The organism is Pseudoalteromonas sp. P1-11, assembly GCF_001399995.1.
Lineage (GTDB): Bacteria > Pseudomonadota > Gammaproteobacteria > Enterobacterales > Alteromonadaceae > Pseudoalteromonas > Pseudoalteromonas atlantica.
The window spans coordinates 15,590-29,526 of sequence record NZ_LJSP01000003.1 but is presented as its reverse complement, the minus strand read 5'-3'; the positions used below and the strand labels follow the sequence as shown (position 1 = coordinate 29,526).

The window sequence follows — 13,937 nt, the reverse complement described above, 5'->3', positions numbered from 1 at the left end:
TTCTTCAAGTAAATACGTCGGATACGTTAAAAAAAAACATCTAAGCACTGATGTAATGAAAAAGAATTAGTTCTGTAGAGTTTTTGGAAGGGGGATATTTAAACACAAAGTTTACGTTGTTTATTTTTAAATCTAAACATTTTAAGAGTCAATAACGACTAAGGGTAGCGTTAATGACTCAATATAAAACGTTAAAATCAGCTTATTGCAAAGCCCTAACTACGCCCTCCATAAGCACACGAGCACTGCGGCTCATACTTGCTTTGGTTACTTGCCAATCTCCAGCTATGTTACTAGCTTCTGCGCCTACTTTTAGCGTGCCAGAGGGGTGACCAAAGTTAACTTCGTTCAATGTCCCGCCACCTGCGGCCACATTAACAAGCGTACCTTCAATAGCGGCGGCTGCGCCAATAGCGACTGCGGCTGTGCCCATCATAGCGTGATGAAGCTTGCCCATAGACATAGCACGTACTAATAAATCAATTGTTGTAGCTTCAATAAACTTACCACTTGACGCGTTATAATCTAATGGCGCTGCCACAAAGGCTACTTTAGGTGTATGTTGGCGTGTTTGCGCCTCGTTAATATTAGCTATTAACCCCATTTTGACTGCGCCATAGGCACGAATAGTTTCAAGCTTTTTAAGTGCGTCAGTATCGTTATTAATATCGCTTTGCAGCTCAGTGCCACTATAGCCAATCTCCGCAGCATTAATAAATACAGTAGGAATACCCGCGTTTATCATGGTGGCTTTTAAAGTACCAACACCTGGTACTTCTAAGTCATCTACTACATTGCCTGTAGGGAATAACGCCCCTTCACCATCGGCGGGGCTTAAAAACTCTAGCTTTACCTCGGCAGCAGCAAAGGTCACGCCATCAAGTTCAAAATCGCCAGTTTCTTGCACTTCGCCATTGGTGATAGGCACATGAACTAAAATGCTTTTTTTAATATTAGCCTGCCATACACGCACCACGGCTACACCGTTATCGGGTACTGTGCTTTTATCAACTAAGCCGTTCGTTATAGCAAACGCACCTACTGCGCTGGTTAAATTACCGCAATTGCCGCTCCAATCTATAAAAGGTTTATCTATTGCCACTTGGCCAAATAAATAATCCACATCGTGGTTAGGTTGCTCGCTTTTACTTAAAATAACCGTTTTACTAGTACTTGATGTTGCTCCGCCCATACCATCGGTTTGTTTGCCATATGGGTCGGGGCTACCAATTATGCGTAACAGTAAATTGTCGCGCGCCTCACCTGCCACTTGGGCAGGTTTGGGTAAGTCGGTTAACTTAAAAAATACACCTTTACTGGTGCCGCCGCGCATATAAGTTGCTGGCACTTTAATTTGTGGTTTAAACATAATGCACGCCCCTTATGCTGATTGCGTAGCTTCTAAAAAGTCTTGCGCAAAGCGCTGTAATACACCACCAGCGGCATAAATAGAAAGTTCTTCTTGGGTATCCAATCTGCATTTCATAGGTACTGTTAGTACCTCACCGTTTTTACGTGTAATCACTAAATCAAGCGTTGCACCTGGTGTTGGCTCGCCTTTTACATCAAAGCTTTCGCTGCCATCAATGTTAAGCGTTTTGCGGGTAGTGCCTGGTTTAAACTCAAGCGGTAATACACCCATGCCAATTAAGTTAGTACGGTGAATACGCTCAAAGCCCTCTGCAGCTATAACCTCAACGCCTGCAAGCCTTACCCCTTTTGCAGCCCAATCACGCGATGAGCCTTGCCCATAATCGGCGCCGGCTACAATAATGAGTGGTTGTTTACGCTGCATATAAGATTCGATTGCTTCCCACATACGGGTATTGGTACCTTGTGGCTCTAATCGTGCGTATGAACCTTGTTTAACTTCGCCGTTTTCATCACGTACCATTTCGTTTAACAATTTAGGGTTTGCAAATGTAGCGCGCTGCGCTGTTAAGTGGTCCCCTCGGTGCGTTGCGTACGAGTTAAAATCCTCTTCAGGAACATTCATCTTAGTTAAGTATTCACCCGCAGCACTGCTTGCCATAATAGCGTTTGAAGGCGATAAATGATCCGTTGTAATGTTATCACCAAGTACAGCAAGGGCGCGCATGCCGGTCATTGTTCGCTCACCTGCAAGGGCGCCTTCCCAGTATGGCGGGCGGCGAATATAGGTACTTTGCTCGCGCCAATTGTATAGCGGGTCGTTGTCTTCACCGTAATCTACGGTTAAATCAAACATAGGTTCGTACACTTTTTTAAATTGCTCTGGCTTTACACTTTGCTTTATTACTTCATCTATTTCTTCATCGCTTGGCCATAAATCTTTTAGCGTTATGTCGTTACCATTTTGATCTTTCCCTAGTACACCTTTTTCAATATCAAAGCGAATTGTGCCGGCAATAGCGTAAGCTACCACTAATGGCGGTGACGCTAAAAACGCTTGCTTAGCATACGGATGTATACGCCCATCAAAGTTACGGTTGCCCGAGAGTACCGCTGTTGCGTATAAGTCGCGATCTATCACTTCTTGTTGAATTACAGGGTCAAGCGCGCCACTCATGCCGTTACAGGTAGTACAAGCAAAACCCACAATACCAAAGCCAAGTTTTTCAAGTTCAGGGAGTAATTTTGCTTCTTCTAGGTATGATTGCACCGCTTTTGAACCCGGTGCTAATGACGTTTTAACCCAGGGTTTACGCATTAACCCTTTGGCATTTGCGTTACGTGCAAGTAAGCCGGCAGCAATTACGTTGCGCGGGTTACTAGTGTTAGTACAACTGGTAATAGCAGCAATAATACAGGCGCCATCTGGCATTAAGCCTTCTTCGTTTTCAACAACGCCAGATATACCTTCTTTTGCTAAATCGCTGGTGGATACACGACGATGTGGGTTTGAAGGCCCAGCAATATTGCGTCCAACACTCGATAAATCAAATTTAAGCACTCGCTCATACTTTGCGGTTTTTAAACTATCGCTCCAAAGGCCAGCCGTTTTAGCGTAGTTTTCTACAAGGGCTATTTGCTCTTCATCACGACCTGTTAAACGCAAATAATCGATTGTTTTATCGTCTATATAAAACATGGCTGCAGTGGCACCAAATTCTGGTGTCATGTTTGAAATAGTTGCTCTGTCGCCAAGGGTGAGTGCATCAGCACCTTCACCGTAAAATTCTAAATAGGTCGAAACCACACGCTGAGCGCGTAAAAATTCGGTAATAGCCAGCACTATATCGGTTGCGGTAATGCCTGGCTGACGAGTACCTGTAAGCTCAACTCCTACTATATCAGGCAGGCGCATGTACGAGGCACGGCCAAGCATTACGCTTTCGGCTTCAAGCCCGCCTACGCCTACGGCAATTACGCCAAGTGCATCAACATGCGGGGTGTGGCTGTCGGTACCAACTAAGGTATCGGGGAATGCAATGCCATCGCGGTTTTGAATAACAGGCGACATTTTTTCAAGGTTAATTTGATGCATAATGCCGTTACCAGGCGGAATAACATCAATATTTTTAAAAGCGGTTTTAGTCCAGTTTATAAAATGAAAACGGTCGTCGTTGCGTCTATCTTCTATTGCACGGTTTTTTTCAAACGCTTCAGGGTCAAAGCCTGCATGCTCAACCGCTAATGAGTGATCAACAATTAGCTGTGTAGGGACAACCGGATTCACTTTTGCTGGATCACCACCTTTTGCAGCTATTGCGTCGCGCAGGCCTGCTAAATCAACTAATGCAGTTTGGCCTAAAATATCGTGGCACACCACGCGCGCCGGATACCACGGAAAGTCTAAATCTTGCTTACGCTCAATAAGCTGATTAAGCGCATCAGTTAGCATATCAGGCTCACAGCGGCGCACTAAGTTTTCGGCAAGTACGCGTGATGTGTAAGGCAATGTGGCATAAGCACCAGGCTTTATTGCATCAACGGCTTCTTGCGTATCGTAGTAATCCACATTTGAGCCGGGCAATGGTTTTCGGTATTGGGTGTTATTAATTATGGTCATAATATCTGTTCGCTAATAGGTGACGGGAGATAAAAGGCAAGAGGTGAGCGTATTGCTCACCCTATACCAATCCGCTTAATTAAGTATTGTTACGGATTGGTATTATGTGTAACTAATTAGCCTCTTGATTCAATTGGCGTGTAGCTTCGTGCCTCTGGTCCTGTGTAATCGGCACTTGGGCGAATAATACGGTTATTAGCACGTTGCTCTTTAACATGTGCAGTCCAGCCTGTAACACGGCTCATAACAAATATTGGCGTAAACAATTTGGTTGGAATATCCATAAAGTGATACGCCGATGCATGGAAAAAATCAGCATTACAAAACAGTTTTTTCTCGCGCCACATAACTTCTTCACACCTAACCGACACAGGGTAAAGCACATCATCGCCCACCTCAGCCGCTAGTTTTTCAGAGAACTTTTTAATAATAACGTTACGTGGGTCTGACTCACGGTAAATAGCGTGTCCAAAGCCCATTATTTTATCTTTGCGCTCTAGCATACCCATGATTTCTTGCTCAGCGTGATCTGCACTTGTAAAACCCTGAATCATATCCATAGCGGCTTCGTTTGCACCACCATGCAGTGGCCCACGTAGCGTACCAATAGCGCCCGTTACGCAAGAATGAATATCAGAAAGCGTTGATGCACACACTCGCCCAGTAAATGTAGAGGCATTAAATTCATGCTCTGCGTATAAAATTAGCGACACATTCATTACTTGCGCAAAAAGCTCGCTCGGTGCTTTGTCGTGTAATAGAGTTAAAAAGTGCGCGCCCACTGAGTCGTCATCAGTTTGTGTTTCAATGCGTACGCCATCGTGAGTAAATCGGTACCAGTAACAAATAATACTTGGGAAGAGCGCAACCATGCGGTCAATCGCATCGTTTGCTTGGCTAAAATCAAGTTCCATTTCTAGGTTACCCAGCATTGAGCAACCGGTACGCATAACATCCATTGGATGCGCGTCTTTAGGAATATTTTCAAGCACGGTTTTTAGTGCATCTGGCAGGCCGCGTAAGCTTTTTAATTTAGCTTTATACTCGGCTAGTTCATTGGCTGTTGGTAGCTCCCCGCGTGAAAGTAAAAAAGACACTTCTTCAAACTGTGCTTTTTCGGCAAGTTCGCTAATATCGTACCCACAATACGTTAAACCTGAGCCTGTTTGCCCTACTGTACATAATGCGGTTTGCCCTGCAACTTGCCCGCGTAAACCTGCTCCGCCTAATGCTTTATCTACCATGATCTTCTCCTATCTAAATTTGTGTGTGTTATCTATTTTAATAGTTATTATTTGTCAGATTTTGATGAAAAAAGGTTATCGAGTGTGTTTTCGTATGTGTGGTAATCTAAAAATTCGTAAAGCTCAGCGCGTGTTTGCATGTTCTCAATTTCGCTTTGCTGCGAGCCTTCATTTAAAATGGCAGAGTACACATTAAGCGCGGCTTTATTCATTGCCCTAAAGGCACTAAGTGGATAAAGCACCATTTCAACACCTACCTCACTTAACTGCTCTTTGGTGTAAATAGGCGTTTGGCCAAACTCTGTAATATTAGCTAAAATTGGTACATTAATCGCCTTTGCAAATGCTTGGTAATCGGCAAGGTCGTGCACGGCTTCTGCAAAAATAGCGTCAGCGCCCGCTTCTACACAGGCAGCTGCGCGGTCAATCGCGGCGCTTAAACCTTCTTTTTGAAACGCATCGGTACGCGCCATAATGTAAAAATCACTATCGGTTTTTGCATCAACCGCGGCTTTAATACGGTCAACCATTTCACCTTGGCTTACAATTTCTTTATTAGGACGATGACCGCAACGCTTTTGCGCTACTTGGTCTTCAATATGAAAACCCGCCGCACCGGCTTTGGTCATTTCTTTAACGGTACGCGCAATATTAAACGCCCCGCCCCAGCCTGTATCAGCATCTACCAATAGTGGCAAATCGCTGGCACCGGTAATACGGCGAATATCTTCAAGTACATTATCAAGGCTGGTCATGCCTAAATCTGGCATACCGTAAGAGGCATTTGCCACACCGGCACCTGAGAGATAAATAGCTTGGTGGCCCATTTTTTCAGCCATCATGGCTGTGTAGGCATTAATAGTACCCACCACTTGTAATGGGCGGTTATTCGCAATGGCCTGTTTAAATTTCAATCCTGCTGACATTATTTTCTCCTCACTTTGAACGGTTGCTACATGGAGTAACTTATATTTTTAATCTTACATTGTGACTGTTTAACTGTTATTAGCTTTAGCTTTTAGAAGTTTTTGTTTATGACAAATACCAATCTGTATGTGTATGAGGTCTATTTAACGCTAAGAAAATCGTTCTGTAACTAGGCAATAATTTTTATGTTTAGTGGTTCTAAATAAAAAATTCTTAACGACGTTATAGAGCGATTTAATCAGTTAAATTGTTCGAATACTCATATTGATTGGTATACATCAAATTTGGTTTGAATATTTGCTTGCGATGCACTGATGTGTCGTTTCATCAGCATTTCGGCAAGTTCACCATCGTGGTTTTCTATCGCGTTAATAATGGCTAAATGCTCGTCAAACGCTTTTGATACGCGCGGACCGACCATGCCCATTTGTACACGATACATACGTATTAATTGGTAAAGCTCGTTACATAACAAATGGATTAAATGAGCGTTTTTACTGCCTTTAATAATGCGATAGTGAAAGTCTAAATCGCCCGCTTCTTGATAATACGACTCGCCCTCTTTAACGCGTTGCGTTTGCAAATGTTGGTTAAGTAATTGCTTTAAGCCTTTAACTTCGTCAGCTGCCATATTGTCGGCAGCAAGCCTACATGCCAACCCTTCAAGCGAGCTGCGTACTTGGTATACTTCAATTAAACGCTCTGCGGTTAGCGCCACTACTCGGCAACCTACATTGGCTTTACGCTCCACTAAGTAACAGCTTTCTAAGCGATTAAGCGCCTCTCTAAGCGTCGCACGGCTTACACCGTAGCGCTTTGCAAGCTCAGGCTCCGATATTTTGCTGCCCTGCTGTATGCTGCCTTCTACTATTTCACGGCGCATATCAACAAACACTTGATCAGATGCTGTAGTAATAGGTGTATCGTTTAAAAAAGGTTGCGTCATGGCTTTATAAATAAATTGTCGACAATTGATGAGTTAACTATGTGCTTAATAAAAAAACATGTCAACCCCACCTAAGGTGAAAATGAGTAAAAAACACACTCATTGTCGACACTGTTAATCTAAAGTCGTATAAAATTGCTTTAAAATTAAACTAAAAACACAATATGCCGACACACCAACAAATTATAAAGCCGCTATTTAACACTGAAATAGTGCGTTAAAAGTGCTAATATCGCGCTTTATTTTTTAATGTACGAGCCAACGCGTGAACGCCAACACTTTTATTCCTGAGCATTTTATTGACGACGTAAAAACCTATTTACCTGCGCACCTCAATTTAGACGACTTTATAAACGCGTGCCGTCGCCCTCTCAGAAAATCTATTCGTGTAAATACATTAAAAATTAGCGTTGCTGAATTTAAACACCGTGCAGAGCAAAAAAACTGGCAACTTACACCCATACCTTGGTGCAATGAAGGTTTTTGGCTAGAACGCCCAAGCGATGAAGAACAAAACTTAGCATTAGGCAATACCGACTTACATTTAAGCGGCGCCATGTACGTGCAAGAGGCAAGCTCAATGCTGCCGCCTATGGCACTAAAACAAAGTATTGAAAACTCAGATTTACAAGATAATTACGTACTTGATATGGCATCAGCGCCTGGCTCTAAAACTTCGCAACTTGCCGCAATAATGAATAATCAAGGCGTACTTGTTGCCAACGAGCTTTCGTCATCACGCTTAAAAGTACTTAGCGCTACGCTTAAACGTATGGGCGTTGGTAACTGTGCGCTTTCGCACTTTGATGGCATAATATTTGGTAACTATATGTTTGAATGCTTTGATAGCATTTTGCTCGATGCGCCCTGCTCTGGTGAAGGTACCGTACGTAAAGACGCCGATGCACTTAAAAACTGGTCAATAGAATCAAATATAGAAATTGCTCAAGTTCAAAAAGATTTAATCAAAAGCGCTTTTTACGCATTAAAACCAGGCGGTACACTGGTGTATTCAACCTGTACGCTTACCCCGCTCGAAAACCAACAAGTATGCAACTACCTACTGAATGAATTTGGCGACTATATTGAGCCGCAATCGCTAAGTGACTTATTTGAAGGGGCAGAAAAAGCAACAACCGCCGAGGGCTATTTACATGTGTGGCCGCAAACATTCGACAGTGAAGGCTTTTTTATCGCTAAGTTTAAAAAACTCGCAAGCTGCAATAATCCAACCCAAAGCGTTAAAAAAGGTGCGTTTCCGTTTAACGACTTTGATAAAAAACAAACCACTTCTTTTATGAGCGAGCTTAAAAAACAGTTTGGCTTAAAAGCGCTGCCAGGTAAGTTAATGCAGCGCGATAAAGAACTGTGGTTATTCCCTGATGGGTTTGAAGCCGTTCAAAACAAAATAAAATACGCACGTTTAGGTATTCAACTAGGTATTATTCATAAAAATGGCGTAAGGCTTACTCACGAGTTTGCTACCGTGTTTGGGAATGAATGCAAAAGCAACACGTATGCTTTAACAAACGCGCAAGCAAACGACTACTTTAATGGTAAAGATATACGCCTAGAAGACGTTACAAAAGCCACCGGCGAAGTAATATTAACTTTGTGTGGCTGCCCTATTGGGCTGGGTAAATGGCAAAAAAATAAAATAAAAAACTCTTTGCCTCGCGATCTTGTGCAAAATACCCAGTTAATAAGCTGGGCATAAATCACTCAACACAAAGGGTAACCTGTGCACAATATTATTAAGTCTTTGTTATCATTTGCGGTTAATAAACAAACAAAATTTAGAGTTTTGCAAATTAGTTAACTACACTTACAGGTACTTTCTTCTTCTCCCTAAGAATTGCGAAAGTGTATTTAGTTAGCGCAAGGCTCAACTAAGAGCCATTTGTAGCCCAGAGCTTATACAATGGCTCTGGGTGTTTTACTGCTCTTCTAAATCAAACTCGGTGGTGTGGCCGTCGCCGTGGATTAGTTGATAACGCGCTAAATCTCCTTGCTCCAGTGTAATTAAGCTAATGGCAGAGTCGCTTACTAGGTACTTTTGGCCTTCACCTTTGGTTTGGTGTTTATCTACTTCCATGTGCCAACGTTTGGTGAAAAAGTTAAGCGGGCTTTTGGGGCCGTATAATATTGAGTCGAGCTTATCGAGTACATTAATTAGCTTACGCGGAAATTCATTTTTAATACCACTGGCGGTGAGCTGCCATATTCTATTTGGGTGATCGCCAAAGCGCTTTTGCACCGAAAAACAAAAAGAATAATGCACATCGCCCGATAAAATAAGCGTTTCATTGGGTGTGTCTGTACGCCTAAAGGTATCAAGCAGTTTTTTGGCCGAGCCTTCGTGTGCCATCCAGTTTTCTACATCAACCATAAGCGGCTGGCCGCACATATTAAACGCCGCCTGTATTGCTTCTATTGATTTAACGCCAAACACAGGCGCTGGCGATACAATAATTACTTTGCTGTGGCTCAGCAGGCTTTCTTCAAGCTCTGTTAAGCGCTCCCAATCAAGTAAGCCTGAGGGTTCATTAAAGTTACTTTCGTTACGCCAGCGGTGCGTGCGGGTATCAAGCACAACTACTTTAGGCGTGGTGGTAAGCTCATAATGCCAATAGTTAAATTCGTTCAGAGGCTTATCAAAGGCTTTAAACTGCCAAATATTATTGGCGCTACGGCTTTGTTTAAAATCATTTATAAGCGCGCCGGTTTTATGTAGCGCATCATTACCGAGCCCTTGAAATAGCCAATAGCTTATTAGCCCATTATTAATGATGCGTTTACTACTTGGGTTTTGATTTATAGCTTGCTCCCACCCTGCTGTTAAGTTCCAATCATCGGTAACATCATGATCGTCAAACATCATCAAGGTAGATACATTAGCAAATAAACGCCCTACGCTATTTAAGCCTTTTGCGTAGTCAATTAACGCCTTTTTTTCTGCGTTAAAAATGGTGTTATTTTTTTCATTGCCTTGTGTGTAATGGCTATTTTTAATATCAACGCATTGCCACGCGGCGGCACTAAAGTTAAGTAAATACAGCGCTATAAATTCTTCAAAGTGAATTAAATGATTATGCGCTTTTACGCTAGAAAAATGCGGCTCGTCTTTTTTTAGCCAGTACCCAACGCCCAGTTTTGAACGTTTTTGCCATGGTGTTTTAGGTAAGTAATGATGGCGGTTAAAAAGCTGCTCATTTATATCTGCTGGTAAATTGAGCTCAAGCGGTTGCTCTTTATAAATACCTAATGCATCTATTAGCTGATGAATAGCCAGTAGCATAGGGCCGGCTACATCATCGGCGTAAACTTGGTCTCCGCTAAGGAGTAAAAGCTGTGCGCCCTGCAGTTTATTACTCCGCTGGGTGTTTTGCCATTCACTTGCTGATACTAAGCTGTCTTTTGCGGGGTGATGGGCGTTGCGACACGAGCCATGTAAAATATGCGTAAGCTTGTTGGCAATTGCAAACGAAGGCGCCGTCTGCCCTTTAAAGCACCAAGGTGTTAAGTCAATTTTTTGCTCGTTAATATACAGGGTATAAGCTAATAATGTGTCGAGCGGAAACTGGCTATCAACGGGTTTTATAATTATAAAATGCAGGTAAAGGTGTTTACCTAATGCAATGCTTTGCTGCTCGCTGTAGCTTTGTTGGTTTTCAAGTGTGATTTGGCAATTGCCAGGGCGTGAAGTAGCAAACTGTATACATATACCACTTTGCTCAGCTCGGCGCACCATAGGCCCCATTAATAAAAGTGGGAGTTGCGCCGATTGAGTAGTCATGTGTTAGCCTTTTGCTGCTAATTTAAAAAGTGAATAAAAGTTATCCGTTGTTGCTTTTGCAAGCTCGTTAAAGCTAATGCCTTTAAGCTCACTAATATAGTAGGCAACATCTTCTACATACGCAGGCTGATTTGTTTTTCCACGGTACGGCACAGGTGCTAAATAAGGCGAGTCTGTTTCGATGAGTAATCTATCGAGTGGGATTTGTTTTACAACTTCTTTAAGCTCTACGGCATTTTTAAAGGTAACAATGCCAGAAATAGAGATATAAAACCCCATATCAATCGCTTTTTTGGCCATATCCCAATCTTCGGTAAAACAATGCAGTACGCCACCGCAGTTTTCTGCTTTGTGCTCACGCATTAAGTTAATGGTATCGGCTCTGGCATCACGGGTATGAATAATCAGTGGCTTTTGTAGTTCGTTTGCTACTTCAATATGGCCAACAAAACTGGCTTGTTGTACTGCGTGCGTGTCTTTCGAATAATAGTAATCTAGGCCTGTTTCGCCAATCGCGACTACTTTTTCATGCGATGCTAAATCAATGAGTTGCTGTTTATTAAGGGCATCTTTTTGATCAAGCGGATGCACGCCACACGATGCCGATACATCGTCGTAATGTTTAATTTTTTCAAGCATACTTGGGAATTGATCAAGCGTTACACTTACACATAAAAAGTGCTCTACTTGCTTTGCGCGGGCGTTGTCGAGTACTTGATCTAGGTTTAAATCTAATTTGTCAAAATCAAGACGATCTAAATGGCAATGAGAATCTACAATCACTATACGGCCTGTATGGTTTTGGGTGTTAAATTATACTAACCTGCAAAAATACTTAGTTATACCAATTTGCAATAATACCTAATCATTTTGCGGAGCTAAACGTGTGTGTCGCTGCCTGCGTTAAACAATGCTTATTTACGACTGCATGGATGCAGAGCAATGCAGGAGCAATTGCCGAGCACAACTAAATAGCGAATTCTTTACCTAGCTATCAACTCGTTTTTCCAGCCTCAAAGTAAATCACTTAAGTAAGCGAATGGGTATTAAACAAATTGGAATAAACAAGTTAGTATTGCAAGTTAACGAGGGTTAAGCGCTCGCTAACCGGCTGCTTTATGCATATTACTATTAAGCAAATGCGTTTAAAACTACATTGTATATGTAGGATTACCAGAGTTTAACATAGTGCCTAATAGCTTTTCGATTTTAGCGTTTAAATTTGTTTTATCATCTAAAAAACTAATACCTATACCTGGTGGATTAGAGCTTTGTGCGCCTTGTGGTGTGATCCAGGCAACTTTACCCGTTACCACGTCATCTTCTAGCGCATCAGGTAAAGTCACTCTAAGCGCTAAAGAGTAGCCGATTTCGTAACGCATATTGGTACGTACAAATAGGCCGCCCTTTTTTAAATAAGGCATGTAGCAGCGATAAAGTTCGTCAAGGTTATCTACATCAACTAAAAGCTCTTGCATATGTATTCCTATTTAATGTTACGCAGGGCATGCGCTAAACGCGACACTGCTAGAGGTAAATTTAGCCCGAGTACCTCTGTGCTATTTTGTAAAAATTCATTCAACGCTTGCTGAGCACTTTGGTACGCGTCAAAGCTTAAACCCATTATAAGCTGCTGTTTTAATTGCTCGCTTAAAAATAATGTAAAAATGCGTATTAGCTCAGGTTGTTTGTTTATAATATTTACAAGCGGACTAAAATTATGGCTTTGTTTAAACTCAGTTGCAAATTTATATAAAGTATCAATGTGTTGCAGCTGCTCTTGCGCTTGCCACTGTTTAATTAAAAGTGGTTGCGTATAAAACAAAGGCAGCCACACATAGTCACTAATATTTAAATCGGCTAACCAGGTTTTAGCCGCTTCTGGGTTTGCGACTTTTATGTCTGTTTTAGCACAGCGGCTTAAAATGGTGGCAGGTAACTGCGCAGTGTGGCTTGTGGTTAAAATTAAAAAACGGCTATTACTGGGCTCTTCTAAGGTTTTTAATAACGCGTTTGCTGCTGCCGTGGTCATTTTTTCGCAGTTTTCAATAATAGCCACTTTATTGCCATTTTGTGCAGCAGAGTGGTTCATAAAATCGCTTATCGCACGAATATCGTCAACACCAATGCTTTGCCCTTCAACTTGCGTTAGCCGTTTATCAGGGTGGTTACCCGCAAGTGTTAATGAGCAACTTTTACACTGGCCGCACGGGGCTAACTTGCTACCTTCGTTTTGCATGTGGGTATTAATATTTTGACATAATAAGCTATTAGCTAATTGCTCGCTTAGCTCAAACTTACCAACGCCTTTTGGCCCGCATAACAACTGCGCATGGTGAAAACGCCGCGCTTTATAACTTTGCGCAAGCTGTTGCTCTACGTTATTAAGCCATGGCAATGCCATGTTATTTTAACCCTTCAAAAAAGGTGCGTAGTACATTGGTTATATCGCGGTGTACTTTATCAATACTTTGGTTGGCATCTACGGTTTTTATTGAGCTATCGTCATTTGCCAGCTCAACATAACGCATGCGCGTGCGCTGAAAAAACTCAATGGCTTCTTGCTCAATTCTATCAAGCTCTCCACGCCCTTTAGCACGCTCAAGGCCTATTACGGGGTCTATGTCTAGGTATATGGTTAAATCAGGTTTTAACCCTTTTAATACCATAGACGACAAAGACGATAACGTATTAGCGCTAATCCCGCGCCCACCACCTTGATACGCTTGAGATGATAAATCGTGGCGATCTGCTAATACCCACTGCCCTTTATCAAGCGCCGGGTTAATTACATTATGCATAAGCTGCGAGCGAGCTGCGTACATAATAAGTAGTTCGGTTTCAAAGGCTATGTCTTCTTCATGTTCGGCTTTTACTAAAGTACGTAAAGACTCGGCAAGCGGTGTCCCACCTGGCTCGCGTACGTTAATAAAGTCTATTTGTTTTTTATTTAAAAAGTCTTGGCATAACGAAATAGCCGTTGATTTACCTGCGCCTTCAAGGCCTTCAATAACAATAAATTTTGGTTTCATA

11 protein-coding genes are annotated in these 13,937 nt (G+C 42.2%); 1 reads left to right on the top strand and 10 read right to left on the bottom strand.

What is annotated here, in order from left to right; translation table 11 throughout:
- Positions 1–202: 202 nt before the first annotated feature.
- From prpF to AN390_RS05830, 5 genes are all read right to left on the bottom strand, one after another.
- Entirely contained in the window at positions 203–1,369 is a 1,167-nt protein-coding gene (gene prpF, locus AN390_RS05850; protein WP_055253212.1) for a 2-methylaconitate cis-trans isomerase PrpF, read from the bottom strand.
- A gap of 12 nt (positions 1,370–1,381) precedes the next feature.
- Complete coding sequence (acnD, locus tag AN390_RS05845) at positions 1,382–3,991, bottom strand: Fe/S-dependent 2-methylisocitrate dehydratase AcnD (protein ID WP_055253211.1); 2,610 nt, start codon at positions 3,989–3,991, stop codon at positions 1,382–1,384.
- Between the two features lie 116 nt (positions 3,992–4,107).
- Positions 4,108–5,235 (bottom strand): 2-methylcitrate synthase, encoded by a 1,128-nt coding sequence (prpC, locus tag AN390_RS05840; protein ID WP_055253210.1) that lies wholly within the window; start codon positions 5,233–5,235, stop codon positions 4,108–4,110.
- A gap of 47 nt (positions 5,236–5,282) precedes the next feature.
- Positions 5,283–6,161, bottom strand: coding sequence for a methylisocitrate lyase (prpB, locus tag AN390_RS05835; RefSeq protein WP_055253209.1), 879 nt, complete (start codon positions 6,159–6,161; stop codon positions 5,283–5,285).
- A 260-nt stretch (positions 6,162–6,421) separates the two neighbouring features.
- Positions 6,422–7,108 (bottom strand): GntR family transcriptional regulator, encoded by a 687-nt coding sequence (locus tag AN390_RS05830; RefSeq protein WP_024032638.1) that lies wholly within the window; start codon positions 7,106–7,108, stop codon positions 6,422–6,424.
- Between the two features lie 265 nt (positions 7,109–7,373).
- Here AN390_RS05830 and rsmF point away from each other — a divergent pair, with 265 nt between their 5' ends.
- Positions 7,374–8,825, top strand: a complete 1,452-nt coding sequence (gene rsmF, locus AN390_RS05825; RefSeq protein WP_055253208.1) for a 16S rRNA (cytosine(1407)-C(5))-methyltransferase RsmF — start codon at positions 7,374–7,376, stop codon at positions 8,823–8,825.
- Positions 8,826–9,044: 219 nt separating this feature from the next.
- On the opposite strand, the gene AN390_RS05820 is transcribed toward rsmF, so the two are convergent.
- The 5 genes from AN390_RS05820 to tmk form a co-directional block, all read right to left on the bottom strand.
- Positions 9,045–10,904, bottom strand: coding sequence for an alkaline phosphatase D family protein (locus AN390_RS05820; RefSeq protein ID WP_055253207.1), 1,860 nt, complete (start codon positions 10,902–10,904; stop codon positions 9,045–9,047).
- Between the two features lie 3 nt (positions 10,905–10,907).
- On the bottom strand, positions 10,908–11,687 hold the full coding sequence (locus tag AN390_RS05815; RefSeq protein WP_029773701.1) for a TatD family hydrolase: 780 nt from the start codon (positions 11,685–11,687) through the stop codon (positions 10,908–10,910).
- Positions 11,688–12,055: 368 nt separating this feature from the next.
- Positions 12,056–12,382: a PilZ domain-containing protein gene (locus AN390_RS05810; protein ID WP_004587696.1), complete on the bottom strand. Its 327-nt coding sequence runs from the start codon at positions 12,380–12,382 to the stop codon at positions 12,056–12,058.
- Positions 12,383–12,390: 8 nt separating this feature from the next.
- The gene (locus AN390_RS05805; RefSeq protein WP_055253206.1) at positions 12,391–13,308 is read right to left on the bottom strand and encodes a DNA polymerase III subunit; all 918 of its coding nucleotides are present in this window, start codon (positions 13,306–13,308) and stop codon (positions 12,391–12,393) included.
- A 1-nt stretch (position 13,309) separates the two neighbouring features.
- Entirely contained in the window at positions 13,310–13,936 is a 627-nt protein-coding gene (gene tmk / locus AN390_RS05800; RefSeq protein ID WP_004587694.1) for a dTMP kinase, read from the bottom strand.
- Between the last annotated feature and the right edge of the window lies 1 nt (position 13,937).